Source organism: Alteromonas sp. 14N.309.X.WAT.G.H12, from assembly GCF_036697315.1.
Lineage (GTDB): Bacteria > Pseudomonadota > Gammaproteobacteria > Enterobacterales > Alteromonadaceae > Alteromonas.
The window spans coordinates 21,942-46,076 of sequence record NZ_JBAHZB010000023.1 but is presented as its reverse complement, the minus strand read 5'-3'; the positions used below and the strand labels follow the sequence as shown (position 1 = coordinate 46,076).

Sequence of the window (24,135 nt, the reverse complement as noted above, 5' to 3'; positions counted from 1 at the left end):
GGCTTGTGGTGCTGCTTTCACTGTCTGCTGTCGCGCAACTGGTTCGGGTACATAAGGTGCGCATAGTGGCGATATCACGACTATTTACAACACCGTCACTGTTCAAATCGAAAGACATATCAATGGATTCCCCGGCAAACAATGCCAGTAAGAAAGCACGAATATCGTCGTTATCGATATCACCGTCATCATCCCAGTCACCGGCTAGGGCGGTATCTTCCACATCCAACATGAAGGTAGCAATCACAGGATCATGATCCGATGCCCGGTATGGCAGTTCGTTGAGGAAAGATTCATCCTTATACTCTTCGTTGTAATCGAAGATTTCAGGTTCATCACTGTTAATATGCCATTCGGTCACATCCACTAACCAATCGAAGGCGGTATCGTTAACGAACTGATAATCCAAGGTGCCCGCCAGTCCATCGTAGCTGTAGCTGTAAGCCTCAGAACCCAGAACATAGGCCGCAGCGTTGATAAAGCCTTCGCCAGTGATGACCTGTACGGGATCTTCCTGTGCATAGGCATTGTAATCACCCAACAGAATGATGGCAGTATCTTCAAAGGTTTCTTGTAACCAAGCTACAAGCCCCGTTGCGGCGCGAGTACGCGTCAGGTTACAGTTACCTTGTTCAGCACTATCATCACCGTCACCACAGCTGCTTCCTTTAGATTTTAAGTGATTCACATCCACTGCGAAGGATTTACCCGATTCGATATGGGTAAAGCGCTGCGCCAAAGACGGACGATTACCATAATCATCAAACAAAACGCCATCGTCATCGACGATGCTGTTGTCCGAGGTTAGGATTTCTGGCGCGCCTTCAGGCGTGACACTGGCTAACCGATAGATAATACCAGAGGCAATAGCGTCAGTACCCAGTTGCTCCACACCTACATCAATATAGGCATAGGTCTCTGCGCCCAGTTCCGAGTTCAGTGCATCAACCAGTTGCGCGATGGCACTGTTACTGTCATAACCATCGTTTTCCAGTTCCAGTAAGCCCACCACATCGGCATCGATTGCCACCAAGGCAGCTACGATTTTAGCCAGTTGACGCTGGTACTCGTCATAGGTAGTCGCACCACGTTCTGTGGGGAAATCACCGCCTGTTCCATCACCATTAAACAGGTTTAATACATTAAAGCTGGCAATTTTCAGGTTACCATCAGCTAACTCAGGTGCCTCAGTACGAGGGTTATCAGCAACTAAGGTCGGCGTTGAAACCGGACGTATACGATACGCCGAGTAACCATAGTCCATCACCCCGGTCACTGAGGTAATAAGATCACCAGAACGGAGCGTATTGTACGGTGAGAACCCTTCTGATGGCAGCATCCATGATGAGGCATAACCGTCGGCATTGTCATCAATAATAAGCAGGTCTAACCCATTACTTTCGGCCAGTGCCTCGCCTTCGGTAGAACCAGGCGCATAAATTTGGGTTGGTGTATACAAACGCTCTGTGGACACCCAAATTTCACCGAAATCACTGTAGGCATAATTATTACTGATAATCCAGTTTTGATCGCTGGTGACCAGCATACCTTCGTATTTTTCAAAGTCATCGGTATCACTCATCGGCAACGTAATGGCGACCGGCGATACGCTACCCGAGCCACACACAAGGGCTTCAGAGGTGGCCGAAACCGTAGTGCGACCATATTCTTCACTAATCGTACCGGCCAGGCGAACCAGATCTCCTTCTGAGACGGTATCAAGTAGATCAGTGCTTGCTACAAATACACCTTCGGACGTAAGAGGATCGCCATCTTCATCGGCACTTTCTTCCTGTACCCAGAACCCGTTAAGATCCGGCGTGACATGAGTCACAATCCCTTCGATGGCCACGTCCAACCCACTAATGGGTGAGGATGTGCCCGAACCTTGTACAGCACTGATTAAGGTGGCGTTATCGCCACACATACCCAGTTCGACGGTTTCGGTTTCGTCACGTAGGTAGCTACCTAAATAGTCAAAGGTATCGATGGCATAACTATCCCATTCAAGACTGGGATCGAAGCTATCATAAGCGTCTTCATCACCGGCGATCACCGTTGCTTTACGTACTAGGGTCGCATTTTGCGTGCTCACATCGTCCGTGGCCCAAGCAGAACCTGGGTCAAGACCGATTTGACCAATGCTATCGACCACAGTGCCAGCATTTCTCAGCACCACGGCGTCATCGCCGTTAAATGCCAGGCTACCTGAAACCAGATCCGCTTCCACTTGCACCGCACTTTCTGCACTGCTATTGGCAAGTACGAATACTTCACCGGCTGCTAGGGTGCCAGATAGGGCAATGGTTTGTCCGGCGGTCAGACTGCCGTTAAAAAATATTTGCACATCGTAGTCAGTCAGATCGACTTCGGAGATCCCCAAATTGGCAATTTCCAGTGCTTTGTTGTTACCCGAACCCTCAATATATTCAGAGATGAACAATTCTGTGGCCGGTGGCACATAGGTCGCCAACGGGAACGGTGTCGTTGCCGTGGTATTGTCCGATTGACCATCAAAAGCATTGGCACCGGCAACATTCCACTGACTACTATCAAAAGAGGCTGATGGACCTCCTGCAATGCGGTAAGACCAACTATCCAGGTATTCCCAAGATTCGCCCGTACCGTCAGTGTTGATATCACCGTATAAATCAACCACTTCGTCATCACAATAGACTTCAATGGCATCATCACCATTAATAGACATGCTGGTGCTTACGTAATCCGGCGCAAAGCCAAAGAAAGACGTAAAACCGTCGGTGTCGCTGGCAACGTACAGAAAATCACCGGCTGATGCCGACACCGCGGGAAAGGAAAATTCTTCGCCATCGGAACCGCCGCCGTTATTGGCACTACCAACACCACAAACGCTCAAATCGTCGATATCGCGGATGACATATAATTCAATGCCTTTTGGCACGCCACCTGATAACGGGCCATCAAATACACCCGTAAGCATGACCGCTGGAGAAGTGGATGTTTCCGGTACAGGATCAACCTCTTCCTCCTCGTCTTCCCCGGTATCTGCACAGGTATCTTGAGAATAGAACAAGCTTACCCATTCAGGATGGTCAACAAAGGGGTTACGGTTGCCTTGGTATTCGTAAATGGTGCTTTGGCGTCGAATTTCCGTATCATCTACCGGATCGGCTTCGTTCCATGACAGCAAGGTACACAACATACCTAATTCAGGCTCACCGGATGAGGTAATTTCATTCACCAGCATAAGGTCCGGTGTACTATCACTGCCGGTACCTTCATAGCGCATATCCATATACATCATCATACGGGCGATGTCGCCTTTCACCGCATCACGGGGTTCAAAGGAGTCGCTATCTACACGATTTTCCGGCGCTTCCGCCAGTTCACTATCACTGTCATCGAAGTCGAGATTGCCGCGACTGCTGTTGACGGTAATATCCGCGGGTCGCAGATGTTGGATATCCGTATAGGCTTCATAGCCGCTACTGCTAAATCCATGACTTTTAGGCCAGGTATGCTCCCGGTTCCAATAATCAGGTTCACTGGAAAAGCTTCCAGAACCATTATTGGCTTTAGGAATAGACTTGCCGGAATAAATCAGCACGATATTGCTGTCGTCGGCAGGATCTTCATCGGTTTCGGTTAACGCTGTCCATACTTCGGTATAGGTCAGCACCCGTTGACCGGAAATGGTATCACTCAACACCTGGCGAATTGCCGCTGCACTGGCTCCCGCATCAATTTCTGCCTGTACCGCTGCATAGTAACTGGTGGGATCAAAGGTACTGGCATCGGCGATCTTGTCTAACTCAGGGCAGTTTGTACACACCCCATCTAAGACTTCGTCATCACCGCCGTCATCACCACCACCGTCGTCACCGCTGTCGTCGAGGCTATGACTTCCAAGCCCGGTAAAATCATCTTGAGGTAATCCGGACCACTCACTGGTGGTATAGGCGTCGTAAATGTTGGTATCGCCAACGGTAACGCTGGACAATCGTACCAAGGTATCGTTAGCGGTGGTCACGCTGCCACTGCCCCAGGACGAACCGGGATCAACACCAACCTGACCAATACTGTCAAGTACAACACCCGTATCGTCTGTAAGTACGATGGCATCATCGCCGTTAAAGAAACTCTGAGACGAGGTGATATCCGCCAATGCCAGCAATGCTGTACTGGCGCCATCATCAGCAATCACTAACGTCTCTTTCGCTGCAAGGCTACCAGACAAGCTGATATTGGCTGCGGCGGCAGTATTGCCATTAAAGTAAAAAGATAAGGTATAACTGTCCAGTGTAACCGGCAGTTCCGAGGGATTATAAATCTCGATTGCTTTGTTGTTGCTGCTTCCTTCAACGTACTGACTGATAAGTAATTCGCTGCTCATCACAGACGCAGACATACCAAGTGCGAGTGGAAACAGGATAAGTGCTTTCATTATTATGCTCCTGCTTATTATTAGTAACTGTCCCAAAGTGCAGTTAAAGAGTATAGAGAATTTACGACAAAGAAATGACAACTTTTTGACCAATCTTGACATTTTTTTGACCAAATGGTCTGTGCAGCAGATATAGCAAGGGATGCAAAAACCAGCAGAAACGTAAAAACACGTAATAAAACGTGAAAATGCGCCTAAAAGCGCAATTCAAGCGAAACAATAGCCAATCAGGACGGGGGAGGAAGATGAAGGAAATGTAAAAATAGCGTTTACACTAGGTATAAACGCCATTCACAAAGAAAAGGGGGAATCTATAGATTTTTTACGGTAACGCTGGCCATTTCATCCCGAAACCAGTCTTTTAACATGGCTTTTTCATAGGCCAGATTGTCGCTTTGGGCAATGGTTCGTGCATTTTCTAAAAAGCCCATATCTTTAAGATCTACGTCGGCACTTTTTATCTCGTTTCCCCCACTGTCTTTCAACGAATAGGAAAACGAAATTCTTGGAATATCTACCCGTTTGATAATGCGCACATCCGTTCCCATACCATTTCCAAAAACAAAACTGCTCGGCCATACCTCACCGGCCAAATCAAGATCCGTCACAGTAATGGACAATGTTTGATCCTCAGGCAGTTGTTCGGCCAGTTTCGAAAAGTAGGCCGACAACGTCTTAAAAGTGCGTTCTTTAAAGCGCACACGGCTTTCATTGGCAGCTCGCACATCAGTATAAGTATCGGGGGCTTCCCACGTCACTTCCACCTCTGCGCTATAGGCATTGGCTGATACAGCGAGGGTAGTGAACAGTAAACTCAACACGCTGCTTTTGACTATTTTAACCATGCTAAACGTCTCCTCACGAATTCATCATCATCGCCGGTGCTGTGCCTTTGTCGCCATTGCACATCAATACCGGATCACCTATTAGCATTAGAGCTGGCCTAAAACGGGCAGTTCCCGCTATTTAACCGAATTAAACTCTAACTTGACGTGGATGAACCGAAGCTGAATCAACAAAAGAGTAACTAGCGTCTCGCCGCCAGCAGATGGGTACTGTCGATGGTCTGGCAGAATTGGGCGAGCTCTGCACCATGAATAAACGGGTTAATATTGTCATTTAAGCAAAACGTCTGGTGAAAAGAGACAATCTGCGCACGGCTTTTGATAATATCGTTAATATAGTCTTGCTGATACGGTCTGAGCTTTTCCCGTTGGGCAGCGGTAAGCTGCTCTATTTCCGAGAGTTCCTTTCTTTCCTGCCAGCTTGCAATACTTTCATACCATTGGGACACTTCTTCGTGCACATCTTCTAAAAGATATTGCACAAACGGAAGTCGTAATACCGTAATAAGAGCTGCAATTTCGAAAAATACCACTATACTGCGCCACATAATTTCTGCTTCCTCTACGTCATTTATGCGCCATATTATTGTATTATGGGCTAGGCGGAATCTTAATAGCAGACTAATGTAGACAGATAAAACCCAAAAAAATAGTTTATTTTTCATACTTATTTATTAAGTTTTATAAGCCAGAGTAGTATTTAGCTTCTTTGTTGATTGATCTATATTAATACGACTATCGCATCGATTGTTATACTGCCCGCTAAAATTGTCCCTGTGTCAGTAAAGGTTTTTCATGAGCGAACACATTCAGGTTAAAGACGTTACGCCGGTAAAAGTACACCCCAGTGCCGGTGGCGGAAGAAAACGTCAGTCTTCCCGTAGCCAAATTTATGTGCGAGCCGTAAAAGGGCCTATTGAGAATTTCCGACGCTTTTTTGGTTTTATCTTTCTGGCCATTTTTGCGGTCTTTCCATGGATCCAATACGACGGGCATCAAGCTATCTTACTGGATATCATGGAACAAAGGTTCACCATTTTCGGCTTGACCCTCTGGCCTCAGGATCTCACCCTTTTAGCTTATATTTTCATTGTGGGCGCCTTTGCCTTATTTTTCATTACCACCTTTGCTGGTCGTGTGTGGTGCGGTTTTATGTGCCCACAAACCACTTGGGTGTACATGTATATCTGGTGTGAGGAAAAAATTGAAGGCCCAAGAAATAAGCGTATTAAGCTTGATGAGCGTCCCATGGATGCCGACAAGTTCATTCGTAAAACCCTTAAACATCTGGCCTGGCTAGCCATCGCGCTGCTAACTTCATTAACCTTTGTTGGCTATTTCACGCCCATCGGCCCGCTATTTGTTGATTTTTTCACCTTTAATGCCGGTTTCTGGGCCGTATTCTCTATTCTGTTTTTTACCTTCTGCACCTACGGTAATGCTGGCTGGATGCGGGAGATCATGTGTACCCACATGTGTCCTTATGCCCGTTTCCAATCTGCCATGTTCGACAAAGACACTTTTACTGTCTCTTACGATTTCAATCGTGGGGAAAAACGCGGTCCACGCTCTAGAAAACTTAGTCATGAGGCGTTAGCGGAAAAAGGCCTTGGCGACTGTATCGATTGTCAACTGTGTGTGCAGGTCTGCCCCACCGGCATCGATATTCGGAACGGCTTGCAATACGAGTGCATTAATTGCGGCGCATGTGTGGATGCCTGCAATGGGGTGATGGAAAAAATGAATTATCCGAAAAACCTCATTCTTTTCACCTCAGAAGAACGTTTGTCTGGGGGCACCACCCACATCGTTCGGCCGAAGTTGGTGGGTTATTTTATTGTCTTGCTGTTAATGACGGGCTTTTTGGTGGCCGATATCGTCACCCGCGTTCCTCTGGCTGTGGATTTGATCCGTGACCGAAATTCGCTGTACCGGGAAAATGGGCGCGGTAATGTGGAAAATGTGTACACCATTAAGATCCTGAACAAGTCTCAGGAGCCCCATACCTACGCCATCGATATAGAAGGCTTGGATAGTTACAACATTATGGGTGAAACAGAAGTGACTGTGGGTGGCGGAGAAGTCTTCAGTATGCCACTATCTGTAGAAACCTCACCCAAAAACCTGAGCCAAGCGGTCACCGAAATTTCATTCCGGGTAAGTACCACTGATGCTGAGGGTAATGTTGTGGAAGTCAATGAACCAACTAAATACCTCTACCGAGATTAACCAAGCAACGGATTTTGCGTTTTCCGGACTCAGTCCGGATACCGTATTGGATGCCTTGGAAAGCTGCCGGATTTATCCTGAATCCGGTTTGCTGGCACTCAACAGTTACGAAAATCGCGTCTATCAGTTTAAAGCAGAAGACGGACAACGGCTGGTGGTTAAGTTCTATCGTCCTCACCGATGGACCACTGAGCAAATTTTAGAAGAACACGAATTTGCCCGTGAATTGGCAGACGCCGATATTCCCATGGTTGCGCCATTAACCCTGGAAGGCAACACGCTGCATCATGCCTGCGGCTTCCGCTTTGCTGTGTTTCCATCAGTGGGCGGCCGTCAATTTGAAGTGGATAACCTCGACCAACTAGAGTGGATGGGACGCTTTATTGGTCGTATTCACCGCGTCGCCCAAAGCAAACCCTTTTCCAGCCGCCCTCAGCTCGATCCAACAAGCTTTTTGGAAAAGCCCCGGGAAATTTTAACAAACAGCACTCTGTTGCCCTCTCACCTGCAAACGGCTTTTTTTGCAATATTGGATCCCCTCATTGCCGAAACCCAAACCCGTTACCAGGCTACCGAATTAATCCGACTTCATGGTGATTGTCACCCCGGCAATATTTTGTGGCGAGACGGCCCCATGTTTGTGGATCTCGACGATTGTAGAATGGGCCCGGCAATGCAGGATCTCTGGATGATGTTGTGCGGCGATCGTCAGCAACAGTTAATACAATTAGATGTGCTGATTGAGGCCTATGAAGAATTTCACCATTTTGATAGCCGTCAATTTAGTCTAATAGAGCCGTTGCGTGCCATGCGGATGGTGCACTATATGGCCTGGCTTTCTCAGCGCTGGCAAGATCCCGCCTTTCCCCGGGCCTTTCCCTGGTTTGCCGAAGACAAATACTGGGAAGGACAGATCCTTGCTCTCAAAGAACAAATGGCGGCACTTCATGAAGCGCCGCTAAAATTAGGTCTTTAACCTAAAAAATGAGTAAAAACAGTAGCGCGATTATCCTGTGTTGGTGGCGACTTATCGCGTTCACTAGTGCTTATTGTCCCTCTGTGTTACTCTTTTTTTCGCTCTTAAATCGTATGACGGAAGTTCGAACAATGAAAAAAATTGGATTATTTCTATTAGCGGCGTTGCTCATCCCTTTGCAGGCCTGTGCCGATGACGCTAAATGGAAAGAAGGTACGCATTATACAGTCCTTGATATGCCTGAGACAGAAACCCCTGAAGTCTATGAGTTTGCCTCATTTTGGTGTGGTCATTGCTATCGGTTCGAACCGTTGGTGGAAGAAATAGAAAAATCATTGCCTGAAGGAACCAAGTTTACCAAGATCCACGTTAACTTTATGGGTGGACCATCCACAGAAACCCAAGATGCTGCCACACGGGCGATGATGATTGGTCGGGCATTGAAGCAGGAAGACAAGCTAAATATGGCGATATTTAAATATATTCACGAACAACGTGCGCCAGTTACCAGTTTAGCGGATCTGAAAAACCTGTATGTGGTTAACGATGTTGATCCGGCTGAATTTGATAAACTGGCCGCCAGTTTCGGCGTCAATAGCATGGTTAAGAAAAATAACAAATTACTGGATGATTATCGCAGCATAGTTCACGGCACCCCAACATTTATCGTAAACGGTCGCTATCAAGCAACCTTTACCCGGGACATGTCCATGGATGATGTCAAAGATCTGATTATCTGGTTAACGAAAAAGTAAGTGATGTATTAAATTAGAAAAACGCGCCTAAGAGCGCGTTTTTTTATTGGTTCTGACAAGCCTTTTGCAAATTTTGCCAGTCCTCTTTGTTGTTCACATTCATAAAGGTGTTGTTTGAAAACCCCGTCATGGCCACGGGCTGGCTACCAAATAAAGACAGTAAATAACGGACCGACAAGGATTGCTCTTTTGCACAAACTCGGCTGATCTTAGCTAAACCCGTTGCATCAGTTTGCAATACCAAGGGCATCAAATAGCCTTCAGCAAAAACACTGGTTTTACTCACCTCACTGGCATCCAGTAAGGTTTTAATGGCCTTGGTCTGACACAGTGGCATATCCACCGGCAACACCACCACACGCATCGGTGTCGCCTCTTCAACCTTTTGCATGGCCGATAAGATAGCCCATGCCGGTCCAGCAAGGGGTTTATCATCAATAAGATCCGTCCCGTTTCTACCTACGGTATAGACATCATCGCACACAGGCACAAGGGTATGGCGGGCTCGCGTCAGCAGCGTTTTCCCCTCAAAAACGAGAGCGGATTTATCCTCTCCCATTCTAGAAGAAGCCCCGCCGCATAAAATAAAACCCACCGTTTTCATTAGAACTTAGTGCCTACCCACACCCATAATTTATCGGTATCAACGTTAATATCACCGGCTGAATAACTGGCGTATTTGACCCCAACGGAAAAGTGTTCTGCCACCTTGGTAACATACTGCACATTGATTTCATCACCTAGGTCACTGACTTCATCGCTGGCGTCATCGGCCTCAAAATCATGGTAGGCCAGTGTCCATGCTCCGCCACCAAGCTTCCCGCTCAGGGTAAAGGTGAGGTCTTCTAACCCTTGGGCAGGGGTTGTTAAAAACTGATCCGTCCAACCATTAAATTTGTGCAATGTGGCTAACGGTGTAGAAAAGCCGTACAACCCGTCATCAGAGCCTAACACTTCGTAGGTCACCTTCCCGGTGATGCCGGACACCACCGCGCCCCCTTCCAGTTTCAGATAATCCGCATCATAACTGATATCGCCACTGTCACTGCTTTGGGTGGCATATTCGCCACTATAGAGCCATTTTACGCTGTCAGTATCCACCGAACCGCTGTAGCTAATACCATACGTATCTAACCCATTGTCGGTATCATTGTCCACTTCCAGCAAGTAAGCATAAGCCGTAAATTTACCAACAGAGCTAGTATAGGAAGCATTGAATAAATGATCCTTGCTGTCGAAATCTGCATCATCAGCAAAAATACGATTTCGCTGACCAATATAGCCGTAAAAAAGCGACCAGTTTTCTTCACTGTATTTCGCCGTAATAGCATCAAAGGTTTGCCAGTTTTGACGCCAGCCAACACTTCCCACAAAGCGATGGCCATCCAAGGTAATAATTTGTCGCCCGGCTTTGACGGTCAACCCATCTTGTTTGTACTGCACAAAACCCTGATGAAGTTCGGTGGTTTCAGGATCAGCGATAACCGAATATTCTCCGGATTTATAGTTCGACAAGGGAACAGAATAATCACCCTGTCCAAAAGCAATACGGACATCTTCGATTTCCGTGGTCAATGAGAACCCGTTATAGGTTCCCGTGGTCAGCCCAACGACGGTGCGTAATGTCAGTGCATTAGCATCCTTAAGGGCATTATCTTGATCCACAGATTCATAGCGTAAGCGAAAATCCGCATGGGCTGTGGTCTCTTTCATCGCATCGTACCAATCGGCAGCACTAGCAGGAAATAACGCACCGCTCAGTGCAATCGCGATAACAGTACGTGGGTACATTGCAGTTAGTTTCATTATATGTTCCTCTGTTTTTAAGACAGATCTAGCCCGCCCTATGCAGCTGACAAGGCTATCCCTTTGTTTTTAATGCTTTTTAAATTTTACGCCGCGTCGGACTTACTAGACGATGCGGATTTGTTTTGGGTCGTTCTTCGCCCTACCGGCTCAATCTTTTTTTGCTTCTCGTACAAGAACGTCAGCACCTCGTGGCGATAATGGTTGTACTGTGGGTTATCTGCCAGGGCGAGACGCTCTCTGGGACGGGGAAGATCAACATCCAGTATTTCCCCGACTGTGGCCGCAGGGCCATTGGTCATCATCACAATTCGATCACTGAGCAAAACCGCCTCGTCCACATCATGGGTGATCATGATAACCGTATTGCCCAAATCGGCATGGATCTCCATCAATGAGTCTTGCAAATGCGCCCGGGTTAATGCATCGAGGGCACCGAAGGGTTCATCCATCAGTAAGACTTTGGGTTCCATTGCCAGAGCGCGGGCAATGCCCACACGCTGCTTCATACCGCCGGATATTTCTGACGGCAACTTGTCTGCGGCATGGGTCATATGAACCAGTTCGAGGTTGTGCATGACCCACTGACGAATTTGTGCCTTACTTTTGCCACGCTGTGTTTGCTTTACGGCCAGTTCCACGTTTTTATAAACGTTTAACCAAGGTAACAAGGAATGGTTTTGGAACACCACCGCCCGCTCCGGTCCCGGCTCTTTTACTTCGGCATTATCTAAAATCACGCCACCGGATGTGGCCTGATGTAACCCTGCCACAATATTTAACACCGTGGATTTACCGCAACCAGAGTGGCCGATAAGAGAGATAAACTCCCCTTTTTGTATCTTAAGGTTAACGTCTTTCAAGGCAGTGAAAGGACCTTTCGGAGTAGGAAAATCAATACCTACTTGTGTCAGTTCAAGATGCTTAGCTGTCATGGTCTTTTCTCCTGTGGCCTAGCGTAATACGCTATTTTTATCCCAACTAACCTTACGCTGGAGTGATAACATTAAACGGTCAAGTACGAAGCCAATGGCTCCAATGGTTAAAACAGCAACCATAATGCGGGCTAAGGATTCAGAACTGCCATTTTGAAACTCATCCCAGACAAATTTCCCTAAACCAGGATTTTGCGCCAGCATTTCTGCTGCAATGAGTACCATCCAACCAATTCCTAAGGACAAGCGTAAGCCAGTAAAAATCATGGGGATTGATGCAGGTAGTACAATTTTCGTTAGGTGAGTTAAAGGTTTAAGGCGCAATACCCGACTCACGTTAACGAGATCCTTTTCGATATTGGATACCCCTACCGCTGTGTTGATCAGTGTCGGCCAAAGACAACATAACGACACGGTAAACGCCGAGGTAACAAAGGATTTTGAAAACATGGGATCATCAGACACATACAGTGCACTCACCACCATGGTAACCAGCGGCAGCCAAGCAAGTGGCGATACCGGCTTAAAAAGCTGAATAAGGGGGTTAATGGCGGTGTAAGCCGACTTACTCAAGCCACACACAATTCCCACGGGTACGGCGATAACAGACGCAATTAAAAAGCCAATCATGACGGTATATAGGCTCGTCCATATTTGATCAAAAAACGTCGGTGCACCGGTGAAGGGACGCACTTTTGGTTCATAGGTGGGATCTTGTGCCACCCGCGCCGCATTCCGTTGCTCTTGGCGCTCATAAAAGGCCTCAGCTTTCTCCCGCTGTGCACTGTGTTCATCAATCAAGGTGAGCGTTTGCGTCCACACTTGCGCCGGGCCGGGAAATTGCCCTAGTGATGTATCGATGGATTTGGCTACCCCATTCCACACAGCTAAGAACAATAACAATCCCACGAGCGGTAACAACAAGGTCTGTAGGGTGGTCAACAGCATTTTACCCGGATTACCTTGTTTAAATTGTCCGATAGATGTCACGAAAGACGCTGACTTACTCATAGTAATATCCTGTGTTAATCATTAAAGAACGGTATCGCCTTTCAGGCCGATGCCAAACTTTTCAAGATAGGCATTGGGATGGGTTCCGTCATAGGTAACCTCGTCGATAAACTCTTTTTGCGGCGGTTTAAAGCCCGTTTCTGTATCAAAATCTGGGAAGTCTTCCGCCTTTGCTTTGCCTTCAGCAATCAGTGCCTTAGCGGCAGCGGCATAGATATCAGGACGATACACCTCTTTGGCCATGTTGATATACCAGCTGTCCGGCTTCGCTTCAGGAATTTGTCCCCAACGGCGCATCTGAGTTAAATACCAAATGGCGTCACTGTAGTAAGGATAAGTCGCGTTATAGCGGAAGAATACGTTGAAATCCGGCACTTCACGTTTATCGCCTTTCTCGTATTCAAAGGTGCCTGTCATGCTATTGGCCAACACGGCTTCATCGGCCCCCACATAGGTACTTTTGGCCAGAATTTTCACTGCTTCAGGACGGTTCGCATTGTTGTTTTCATCCAACCACATGGCCGCTCGGATCATGGCTTTGACCACCCGAATATGGGTATTGGGGTACTTTTCTGCCCATTCGCTGCTTACACCAAACACTTTTTCCGGGTTATTTTTCCAGATTTCATAATCGGTGATCACAGGTACACCAATACCTTTAAATACCGCTTGCTGATTCCAGGGTTCGCCTACGCAATAACCGTGTATGGTGCCAGCTTCCATGGTGGCGGGCATTTGTGGAGGCGGTGTGACAGATAACAAAGCCTCGGCATCAATTTGTCCTGAAGTGTCACCTTTATGGGGCGCATAATAACCCGGATGAATACCACCGGCGGCTAGCCAGTAACGCAATTCATAATTGTGGGTGGAAACTGGGAACACCATGCCCATTTTAAAGGCCTTACCTTCTTCCCGGTATTTTTCCACTACCGGTTTTAGGTAATCGGCTTTCACTGGGTGAACGGGTTTGCCGTCTTCCTTGGGCATGTTCTTTTTCATTTGCTCCCAAATCTCGTTGGAAACCGTGATGCCATTACCATTAAGATCCATACTAAACGCGGTGATAATGTGCGCTTTAGTACCAAAGCCAATGGTGGCTCCTAAAGGTTGGCCCGCCAGCATATGGGCCCCATCTAACTCACCGTCGATAACCCGATCTAGCAACACTTTCCAGTTAGCCTGGGCTTCCAAAGTGACATATAGCCCCTCGTCTTCAAAAAAACCTTTCTCATAGGCAATAGCCAGTGGCGCCATATCCGTCAGTTTAATAAAGCCAAATTTGAGCTCTTCTTTCTCCGGCCAGTCGTTATTATCCGCCGCCAAAGATGACGCACTTACGCCAGTCAGCGTGACTGACATAACCAGCGCTGACGCTAAGGTTTTTGCTGTGTGGGTTAAACCGCGCAAGGGTGTTAACGCATTCATGTGTTTTCCTTTTAGCCAAAAAAAAACCCACCAGGTTAATGTTTGACCATTAACCTGGTGGGCTTCGTTGCCGTACATCCTAAGATGTATGAATCATAATGTTGTTGCGACAGCTTGGTACGCTTAAGTGCGTTTTTATTCTTTTATGCTGCCTCTTGTTGTTTATAAAGCATCAACAGTGCCAACATTAATATTCGTTCTATTTCAATAGCTTAGTGAATTTCCGTATTGAGGTGGGTAATAACTTGTATCAAGGTAGTGCAATTTCATTACCTTGGTTGCTCGTTGATGATGCAGCGGCTAGCTTGCACCATGAGAAAAGGGTAAGGCTTGGCGATCCCGTTCTTGCCAGAACTGATCTGCAAGGCGCACCGCTTCTTGCACATCGAGGGATTTAACCAGCATCAAATAACTGGCTAACGAAGCTTTGACCGCCTGTGCACCATACAGGTGTTCACTTTCGCCGCGCCAAAAAGCCAGCATGTCTTTAACATCCATGGCTTTATCTTTTACCGCCCAGGTTTGGGCCATTTCTGGCAAGGTCACCACCTCGGTTTTACCTTGGCGGGTAAAAAACAGTTCCGTTGGACGCTCACTGTTTACTTCAGGATCCCCCCCATCTCCGCGAAAACACAGGGCATCAAACGCGGTAAACGCTTCATTCACCCGTTGGTGTTTGTGATCAAGATGCATATGGTAAACGCCCTGAACATTAAATGGCGCCTGGGAGGGATTAAGCAACCTAGCTAAGGTATTGGCACAAGAGCGTAAAGCAAATACTTCCCGAAGTTTTATCAAGGTATTTAGCGGCGGTAACACCCCCCCTAAATCTAGGTAACTAACCTGATAGGTCGCTAACTGCTCCTGGGCTTGTTCAAGGGTAGTGGCAGCGGGTAATCCTAACGCGGGAAGCACATGAGAGGCATATAAGCGACCGGAACCCGGTTCGTGCGCTCCGTGCATAAAAACAGAAATGCCCTGCTGAGCAAGACAGGCAACAGATAACAGATACCAAGGGAGTTGTCTTCGTTTACCGGCATAACAACCAATATCCAATACCGGATTAATGCTGGCAAGACCCGCCGGTAATAACTCCCGACATGCCTGAACAAAACCGATAACTTCTTCTGGGGTTTCTTCTCGGGTGCGCAATAGCATGAGAAAAGCCCCCCGTTGATCGCCGGTGACTTCACCGGCTAACAACATTTTCATCGCCGTATAGGCTTCTTCCTGGGTCAGGCTGCGACTGCCTTTCTGGCCCTTTCCAATAATTTTAATATACTGACTAAAAACCTGTGACATGGGTGACCTGTTGAAGTAACTGCGTAGCGACCTGTTGGCGAGATTTTACCACCTCTCCGAAGATCAACAAAGCAGGACCTGTCAACTTGGCATTATTCACTTTTTCAGCAATGTCAGACACACAGCCTGTGATCACCCGTTGATGAGGGCAACAGGCATTTTCGATGACGGCCACGGGAAAATCAGATTTTACGCCGGCAGCTGATAAATGTTCAGCAATGTCTTTTAACCGGGATAACCCCATGTACATCACCACAGTTTGAGATTGAGTCGCCTTAGCAAGACTTTGCCAATCTGGCATTTTTTCCGGATCTTTAAAATGGGCCGTGGAGAGGGTGACCGATTGGGCACAGTGGCGTTCTGTCAACGGGATCCCCGTGTAGGCAGAAGCCCCCGATGCGGCGGTAATCCCAGGTACGATGGCAAAAGGAATATTGGCTTCCTGTAAGGCGGCGGTTTCTTCGGTGGTACGGGCAAACACCGCCGGATCGCCACCTTTAAGACGCACCACAGTCAGTCCCGACGACGCCATGTCCACCAGGCGACGACAGATATCCTGCTGTAACATGGAATGGCGTCCGGAACGTTTACCGACAAATTCGGTTTTTACGTGGCGGGGAATTTCGGCTAACACCGATTTATCCACCAGCCAGTCAAACAGCACCACATCGGCCTGTTGTAAACATTTCCAGGCTTTAATGGTGAGTAATTCGGCATCACCCGGACCGGCACCCACAATAAAAACCTGACCGGTTTTGGCCACCATCGAGGCGCTATGACGTGGGTTACTCGCGGGCGCTTGAGGTATTTTTCTGTTTAACCGCTTGCGGAAAAACTGAAACGGGAATTTATTCATTGCTGAATTAATCATGAAGTATTACCTCTTCTGTAACCCCGTTAACCGGTATCGTTGAACGGGTCTTTTCAATAAGGGTTTTAAGTTCGGGCTTACACGAGCCACAATTGGTGCCACATTTTAAGGTTTCGCCCAAGGCTTGCACCGAATCGCAACCTTGTTGAATTGCCCCTTCAATGGTTTTTTCTCTCACAGAGAAGCAACTGCAAACCACGTTGCCTTGTAAAAAGGTGTCATCTGCGGTGCTGCGAAGCATACCTGCTAGCGCATCTTCCGCTAATTCACTTTGGCCTAAGCAATCCTCTAACCAGTCAAAGGGTAAAGGTTCATAAATGGGATTTAACCAAAGCGCAAACTGTAATCTGTTGTTGCTCTGAGCAATAAGTACCAGATTTTGCGCGCTTTTAACGCCGGTAATAATCCATTGGTCAGGCACTTGGCTCACCAAGGTTGTCTCAATATCGACCAAAGCGCGATCAGTGGCAATTCGCGCGCCTACACCAGTGGTTAATGTGGTTTTTGCCCAATAGTCGAATGCGGCACATAGCTTGGACTGTAATGCAGGATCGGCGCACACCATCTGCCCTTCATAGGCATAGGTGACAGGGCGCAAAGATACGGCACCTTGCTTTAATTCCGGCTGACCTGAAATCGCATCACAAGAACCATCAAACATGGCGCCCAAAGTCATATGAGAGCCCCACACCGCCGACCAATGAATCGGGGCAAAACAGGTTTGCTTGCGTAACTTATCATCCATTACAACAGGCAGGATCATCGGCTTTTTGCCGCTGACGGCACTGTCAATGGCCACTAAACGGCCATCCTCTAGTCCCAGTGCACGGCCATCCTGTGGATGCAACGACAAGGTGGCAAAGGCGGCATGCTTAAGCAACGTCGGCGCTTTCCCCGTTCGTGTCATGGTATGCCACTGATCTCGGCTACGGCCAGAATTAAGCACAAAAGGATAAGCACTGGAAGTTTGCTGCGCTGGCACTTCAGGGGTAATGGCAACAAATCGGGCTTTGCCATCGGGCGTATAAAAACGGCCATCGGCAAACATTCGGGGTTGGGTCGATGTGGGATTGGCGGTTAACACTGGCCATTGAACGCACCGTAAATTATCGTATTCTCGTTGGGAAAGCGCCGATAAACCAGCCAGATTCAGCGCTCGCTCGCCCTCATTTTCAAAGGCGGTAAGTGCGGCATGTTCACGAAAAATTTGAGCCGGATGGGTGTAGTTAAACCCTTCCCCAAAGCCCAGTTTCTTCGCCACATCACATAACGCCTGCCAGTCGTGTCGCGCTTCACCCGGGGCGGGCAAAATGCCGCGCTGACGGGAAATGCGACGTTCCGAATTGGTAACCGTGCCGTTTTTCTCTGACCAACCGGTGGCAGGCAGCGCAATATGAGCAAAATTAAGGGTATCGTTGTTGGTGACGACATCTGACACCACAACCATCTCGCACTGACGTAGCGCCCCTTCAATTTCTTGTCGGTTAGGCATGCTGACCACAGGGTTCGTTGCCATGATCCAAACAAATTTAATTTTGCCTTGGTTCATCTGTTTAAACAGATCCACCGCTTTAAGGCCCGGTTTACTTGCGATGGAGGGGGATTGCCAAAAACGTTGTACACGCTCTGTATGGACCGGATTATCAATATCCATATGCGCTGCCAGCATATTGGCAAGGCCACCCACTTCACGACCGCCCATGGCATTAGGCTGCCCGGTGATAGAAAATGGCCCGCAACCCGGCTTGCCAATTTTTCCCGACGCCAAATGACAATTAATAATAGCGTTGCCTTTGTCAGTACCGGTAGAGGACTGATTAATGCCCATAGAATAAAACGTAACGGCGGTGGGACTGTTTCCATAGGCGTCGTAAAACGCCAATACATCCGCTACAGGCACATCACATTCATCAGCCACCTGCAGTGGGGTGTATGCCGATGCACTCGCCAGTGCCTCATCAAGCCCCTGAGTCGATTCATCAATAAACCCCTCATCTAAATAGTGATGCAGGGCTAGATAGCGTAATAAACCGTTAAATAAGATGGCATCGGTACCGGGTTTTATCGCCAGATGGCAATCGACCAGTGTCGCGGTATCCGTTGAACGTGGATCCACAAGCATCACTTTCATCGCAGGGTTACGTCGTTTGGCCCGTTCAATGCGCTGAAACAGCACCGGATGGGTCCAGGCCGCGTTGCTGCCGACAAAAATAAGTAAATCGGTAGATTCTAAGTCGGTGTAATCACAAGGAACGATATCCTCACCAAACCCCCGCTTGTACGAAGCGACTGCCGATGACATACAAAGACGGGAATTGGTATCAATATTGGCGCTGCCCAAATAGCCTTTCATCAACTTGTTAGCCACATAGTAATCTTCAGTGAGCAGTTGCCCGGACACGTAAAATGCCACAGCCTCTGGCCCATGCTCGCGAATTACCGCGGCTAATTTATCGGCAATATTCGTGGTGGCCTCGTCCCATGACGCGCTTTTATTATTCACTAACGGGGTTAATAAACGTCCGTTAAGATCATTGGTTTCCAGCAGGTTGGTTCCCTTCACACATAAACGACCGTAATTGGCCGGATGTTCCGGCGACCCTGTGACGGCCGTTGCTTGGGGAGCGCCTTTGTCGGAAGCTTGTAGGGTCACATCAACCCCACACCCGACCCCACAGTACGGACAAGTCGTTTGTGCCAGCGTCGGTGTCCTGACATAAGGCTGGGAAGATGACTTAACCGAAATCACTGTGGGGCGCGCGTGGTGCATACCTGGTACCTTTTTTCGTTAACGTTGTTTAAATAGCGATAAGGACACGGCCATCGATAATCTGTACGTCATAGACCATCAGACTCACCGTTTCATTTTCTATGCAGCGGCCAGTGATCAAAGAGTAATGCTCTTTGTACAAGGGTGATGCCACCACAGGCTCACTGCCCACAGAGCCGATAATGCCGCGATAAATCACATTCGCTTTTCCCACCGGATCCCAGTTGGATAAGGCATACAAGGTACGCCCATCGGCAGTATCCAAGGTGAAAATGGCGATTTGCTGGTCTTCAATCAGCGCACAAATACCGCTATTGCTGATAAGTTCAGATTCGGCACAAATGTCGTGCCATAGGGGGGTGATTTCTGCATTTGCCTGCATGGTATTCTCCTTAAATCACTTCAACGGGAATGCGCGCTTCGCCCGCCATTTTTTCAGCTTCCGTGGCCGGACGAATCTGCCCACGTTCATCCACAAATTGGATATTACTGTCGGTTTGTTTGCTGTTCACAAACTGTCTAAAACGCTTACGGGATTCTTCAGAGGCCAATGTGGTTTTCCATTCACACTGATAGGCATCGACGATAAGCTGCATTTGCGCTTCTAATTCGTCGCCGATCCCTAATGAATCTTCAATTACCACGGCTTTAAGGTAATCCAAACCGCCTTCTAAGTTTTCCATCCATACCGAGGTGCGTTGTAAACGATCCGCCGTTTTCACGTAGAACATCAATACCCTGTCGATGTACTTAATGAGGGTTTCAGTACTAAGGTCGGTGGCAAACAGATCCCCATGGCGGGGCTTCATACCGCCATTGCCGCAAACATACAGATTCCACCCATTTTCAGTGGCAATAATACCGATATCTTTGCTCTGGGCTTCAGCGCACTCACGGGTACAGCCAGAAACCGCAAACTTGATCTTATGAGGTCCCCGTAACCCTTTATAACGATTTTCAATGTTAATGGCCTCACCCACAGAATCTTGCACGCCGTAGCGACACCAAGTACTGCCCACACAAGATTTTACGGTACGTAATCCTTTGGCGTAGGCATGGCCGGTTTCAAACCCACCATCAATCAAGGTCTGCCAAATGTCTGGTAACTGATCGACTCTGGCACCAAATAAATCGATACGTTGGCCACCGGTGATCTTGGTATACAAACCGTATTTTTTGGCCACTTCACCAATAAGAATAAGTCCCTCTGGTGTTATCTCGCCGCCGGGAATACGTGGCACGATGGAATAGGTACCGTCTTTTTGCATATTGCCCAAATAGGTATCGTTGGTGTCTTGTAGTGGCAGATTATTTTCAGAAAGAATGTAATCATTCCAAACGGAGGCCAGTATTGAGCCCACCGCAGGTTTACAGATATCACAACCTAGTCCACTACCATGTTTGGCAAGCAAATCGTCAAAGCTGCGGATCCCTTCAACTTTTACAATGTGAAAGAGCTCTTGGCGGGTATAGTCGAAGTGTTCACAGATGGCCTTGGAGACTTCCACGCCCCGTTTTTCCAATTCACTGTCCACCACATTTTTTAACAGGGCGGTACAGCCACCACATCCGGTGCTGGCCTTGGTGGCCGATTTCACGTCACCTAAACTACAGCAGCCGCTGTCGATGGCTTGGGTTATATCGCATTTCGCCACATTGTGACATGAACAGATAGTGGCAGAATCTGGTAGCGCATCCGCACCTAATGCTGGTTGCTCACCGGCTGACGGCAAGATCAAGGATTCAGGCTTCTGGGGTAACTCAATGCCATTGAGGCTGTACTGCAAGAGGGTGTCATAGTCGCTGGTATCACCTACCAGCACAGCGCCAAGCACATGCTTTTGCGTGGCATCCACCACCAGCTTTTTATACACGCCATCGGGCTGATTATGATAGGTATAGCTAAGGGCGCCTGGCGTTTTGCCGTGGGCATCGCCAATAGAACCAACTTCCACACCCATTAATTTAAGCTTGGTGCTCATATCAGCACCAGTAAAAGCGCCCTCGCCACCGGCTATTTGTGCCGCTACGGTGCGGGCCATGGTGTAGCCTGGCGCCACAAGACCAAAAATACGGTTTTCCCACAGGGCACATTCACCAATGGCATAAATGTTTGGATCGCTGGTTTGGCATTGATCGTTTATGACAATACCTCCCCGTTCACCCACGGCCAATTCGGCTTTCTTACCGAGAAAGTCCGAAGGACGAATACCGGCAGAAAACAGTACCATGTCGGTTTCCAGATAACTGTCGTCGGCAAACACCATTCGATAACGGCAATCTTCACCGGCTTCAATAACTTGCGTTGCCTTCTGGGTATGTACAGTTACCCCTAAATCTTCTATTTTCTGGCGCAGTAAATCACCGCCTTGGGGATCAAGTTGGACTGCCATTAATTGGGGGGCAAATTCCACAACATGGGTTTCCAAACCGGCTTGTTTAAGGGCATTAGCCGCTTCCAAACCAAGTAGTCCACCACCGACTACCACACCCACTTTACTTTGGGTTGCTGACGTCTCGATAGCTTCCAAATCTTCAATGGTGCGATACACCAAACAATGGGGTTGATCATTGCCCGGAATGGGCGGCACAAAAGGATACGATCCCGTCGCCAGCACCAAGACATCATAAGAAAAGGTTTTTGTTGCCGTGGAGACGGTTTGATTGATTCGGTCTATATCAATAACTTGAGCATCAAGTTCAAAATTAACGCCCCATTTCTGATAAGTTTCTTCGTCTGTCATGGCCAGATCACTGGCATCAGAGCCGCTAAACCACGAGGAAAGGTGAACACGGTCATATGCCAATCTTTTTTCACCGCTTAATACAGTGATGCTGCAAGCGAACTGGCTGGTGACCAGTTGCTCGACAAAATGATGACCAACCATCCCGTTTCCGACGACCAGGATTTTTGGATGTGTTGTTGATGCTGTCATTGTTGAACCCTTTTTTGAGCCAAAAAAAAACCCACATCCAGTATTCACTGGTTGTGGGCTTCGTTGCCTGTTGCACGCAGTCGTACAAATTAATAATGTAGTTACCGTTAAGTGAGGTTTCTCAACACCACTTACTCATAACGATACATTTAGACAATCAACTTTAATGCCAACATTATTTCCAATTTAATTACAATAACTTACTGCTTAACATCCCTATCAGCGCGCCCATTAAATGCACTCAAATAATGCATTATGCTTTAAACGAGTGCATTGCGACCCTTAGGCCAGTTTATCTGTTGCTACCCGATATCTGGGATCTTCATTGACGTTTATTTCAACAAACTTATCCGCTTTTTTCAGCAGTACACGGCATTCGGGGCTGATATGACGAATATGTAATTTATTACCTTGTTGTTCGTATTTATCAGCCAATGTATCTAAGGCATCGATACCCGAGGAATCCCAGATTCGGCTGTTGTTGAAATCAATGACCACATCGTGGGGATCCTTGGCCACATCAAACATATCTTTAAAATGCTGAATAGAACCAAAGAATACCGGTCCACGCAGCTCATACACTTTCCAGCCGTCGTCATCAATATGGGTTTTCGCTTCGATATACTTTGCCGCTTTCCAAGCAAAGACCAAGGCCGATACGATAACCCCAACCACCACGGCAATGGCCAAATCGGAAATCACGGTCACCGCGGTCACCAAAAACAGGACAAAGGCATCTTCTTTGTTTACACCACGGATAATACGGAATGATGCCCACTCAAATGTACCGATGACCACCACAAACATAACACCCACCAGTGCCGCTAAGGGGATCATCTCAATCAGTGGCGCGGCGAAAAGAATGAAGCCAAGGAGTACCAATGCCGCCGTGATCCCAGAAAGACGACCACGACCGCCGGAGTTAATATTGATCATGGACTGGCCAATCATGGCGCAACCACCCATGCCGCCGAAAAAGCCATTGACCGTGTTGGCAACACCTTGGCCGATACATTCTTTATTGCCGCGACCACGGGTATCAGTCATTTCATCAATTAACGAAAGTGTAAGCAGTGATTCAATTAACCCCACCAAACACAAAATAACCGAGGTGGGCAAAACAATCATGACCGTTTCCCAAGTCAAGGGGACAGCGGGAATGGCAAAACTAGGTAACTCACCGGCTAAGGTGGCGGTGTCTTTTTGATCCGCCGGTAGCAAGTCCCGCACAAAATCGATAACCGTGCGGGCTTCTAAGTCTAACCCATGCACCAGCAGGGTAATAGTAACAATGGCCACGAGGGAGGCGGGTACGGCTTTGGTAAGCTTGGGTAATAAATAGATGATAGCCATGGTTAACGCCACCAAACCTAACATGGTGTAGAGCATTGTCCCCTGCATCCATGTCATTTCACCTGCCGCATTAAACACTTTAAATTGACCAAGTTGGGCCAGAAAAATCACGATGGCAAGGCCATTCACAAACCCTAACATGACCGGATACGGCACTAACCTAATGAACTTTCCAAGTCGAAAAACGCCACAGAGTATTTGCAGCAAACCGGCGAGCAAAACCGCAGCGAACAGATATTGCACGCCATGTTCTGCAACAAGGGCCACCATGACCACCGCCATGGCACCGGTGGCACCCGAAATCATTCCAGGGCGTCCGCCAATGGCAGAGGTGATAAGTCCCATCATAAAGGCCGCGTATAGCCCTATCATGGGTTCTACACCGGCAACAAAGGCAAAGGCCACCGCTTCAGGCACTAAAGCTAGGGCAACAGTAATCCCCGACAGTACATCATTTTTTACATTGCTGTCTTTGTTAGTAATCAGATCAAACATGGA

Annotated in this window: 17 protein-coding genes; 3 read left to right on the top strand and 14 right to left on the bottom strand. The window is 47.9% G+C overall.

Annotated features, from left to right (window positions below; translation table 11 throughout):
• The 3 genes from V5298_RS08990 to V5298_RS08980 all read right to left on the bottom strand — a co-directional run.
• Positions 1–4,423 (bottom strand): ExeM/NucH family extracellular endonuclease (locus tag V5298_RS08990; protein ID WP_332931125.1); only part of this gene is annotated, 4,423 nt, incomplete at its 3' end.
• Between the two features lie 311 nt (positions 4,424–4,734).
• Entirely contained in the window at positions 4,735–5,268 is a 534-nt protein-coding gene (locus V5298_RS08985) for a DUF3016 domain-containing protein (RefSeq protein ID WP_332931124.1), read from the bottom strand.
• 182 nt (positions 5,269–5,450) lie between these two features.
• Positions 5,451–5,816, bottom strand: a complete 366-nt coding sequence (locus tag V5298_RS08980; RefSeq protein WP_332931123.1) for a hypothetical protein — start codon at positions 5,814–5,816, stop codon at positions 5,451–5,453.
• A 247-nt stretch (positions 5,817–6,063) separates the two neighbouring features.
• Between V5298_RS08980 and ccoG the strand changes: the two genes are divergently transcribed.
• The 3 genes from ccoG to V5298_RS08965 all read left to right on the top strand — a co-directional run bounded on the left by ccoG (position 6,064) and on the right by V5298_RS08965 (position 9,228).
• Complete coding sequence (gene ccoG, locus V5298_RS08975) at positions 6,064–7,497, top strand: cytochrome c oxidase accessory protein CcoG (RefSeq protein WP_332931122.1); 1,434 nt, start codon at positions 6,064–6,066, stop codon at positions 7,495–7,497.
• Entirely contained in the window at positions 7,466–8,473 is a 1,008-nt protein-coding gene (locus tag V5298_RS08970) for a serine/threonine protein kinase (RefSeq protein WP_332931121.1), read from the top strand. The genes ccoG and V5298_RS08970 overlap by 32 nt, the downstream gene beginning before the upstream one ends.
• A 131-nt stretch (positions 8,474–8,604) precedes the next feature.
• Positions 8,605–9,228: a thiol:disulfide interchange protein DsbA/DsbL gene (locus V5298_RS08965; protein WP_332931120.1), complete on the top strand. Its 624-nt coding sequence runs from the start codon at positions 8,605–8,607 to the stop codon at positions 9,226–9,228.
• 43 nt (positions 9,229–9,271) lie between these two features.
• Here V5298_RS08965 and mobA read toward each other — a convergent pair whose 3' ends face one another.
• The 11 genes from mobA to V5298_RS08910 form a co-directional block, all read right to left on the bottom strand.
• Entirely contained in the window at positions 9,272–9,832 is a 561-nt protein-coding gene (gene mobA, locus V5298_RS08960; protein ID WP_332931119.1) for a molybdenum cofactor guanylyltransferase, read from the bottom strand.
• On the bottom strand, positions 9,832–11,034 hold the full coding sequence (locus V5298_RS08955; protein WP_332931118.1) for an alginate export family protein: 1,203 nt from the start codon (positions 11,032–11,034) through the stop codon (positions 9,832–9,834). The genes mobA and V5298_RS08955 overlap by 1 nt, the downstream gene beginning before the upstream one ends.
• Before the next feature lie 86 nt (positions 11,035–11,120).
• Complete coding sequence (locus V5298_RS08950; protein ID WP_332931117.1) at positions 11,121–11,969, bottom strand: ABC transporter ATP-binding protein; 849 nt, start codon at positions 11,967–11,969, stop codon at positions 11,121–11,123.
• An 18-nt stretch (positions 11,970–11,987) separates the two neighbouring features.
• A complete protein-coding gene (locus V5298_RS08945; RefSeq protein ID WP_332931129.1) occupies positions 11,988–12,917 on the bottom strand; it encodes an ABC transporter permease in 930 nt (309 codons plus the stop codon).
• Between the two features lie 84 nt (positions 12,918–13,001).
• Positions 13,002–14,339 (bottom strand): CmpA/NrtA family ABC transporter substrate-binding protein, encoded by a 1,338-nt coding sequence (locus tag V5298_RS08940; RefSeq protein ID WP_332931128.1) that lies wholly within the window; start codon positions 14,337–14,339, stop codon positions 13,002–13,004.
• A 366-nt stretch (positions 14,340–14,705) separates the two neighbouring features.
• Positions 14,706–15,707: a glycosyl transferase family protein gene (locus V5298_RS08935; protein ID WP_332931116.1), complete on the bottom strand. Its 1,002-nt coding sequence runs from the start codon at positions 15,705–15,707 to the stop codon at positions 14,706–14,708.
• Complete coding sequence (cobA, locus tag V5298_RS08930) at positions 15,691–16,578, bottom strand: uroporphyrinogen-III C-methyltransferase (RefSeq protein ID WP_332931115.1); 888 nt, start codon at positions 16,576–16,578, stop codon at positions 15,691–15,693. Before cobA ends, V5298_RS08935 begins: the two co-directional genes overlap by 17 nt.
• A complete protein-coding gene (locus tag V5298_RS08925) occupies positions 16,571–19,348 on the bottom strand; it encodes a nitrate reductase (protein WP_332931114.1) in 2,778 nt (925 codons plus the stop codon). The genes cobA and V5298_RS08925 overlap by 8 nt, the downstream gene beginning before the upstream one ends.
• A 28-nt stretch (positions 19,349–19,376) precedes the next feature.
• Complete coding sequence (gene nirD, locus V5298_RS08920) at positions 19,377–19,730, bottom strand: nitrite reductase small subunit NirD (protein ID WP_332931113.1); 354 nt, start codon at positions 19,728–19,730, stop codon at positions 19,377–19,379.
• A gap of 10 nt (positions 19,731–19,740) precedes the next feature.
• The gene (gene nirB / locus V5298_RS08915; protein ID WP_332931112.1) at positions 19,741–22,284 is read right to left on the bottom strand and encodes a nitrite reductase large subunit NirB; all 2,544 of its coding nucleotides are present in this window, start codon (positions 22,282–22,284) and stop codon (positions 19,741–19,743) included.
• Between the two features lie 282 nt (positions 22,285–22,566).
• Complete coding sequence (locus V5298_RS08910; protein ID WP_332931111.1) at positions 22,567–24,132, bottom strand: SulP family inorganic anion transporter; 1,566 nt, start codon at positions 24,130–24,132, stop codon at positions 22,567–22,569.
• Between the last annotated feature and the right edge of the window lie 3 nt (positions 24,133–24,135).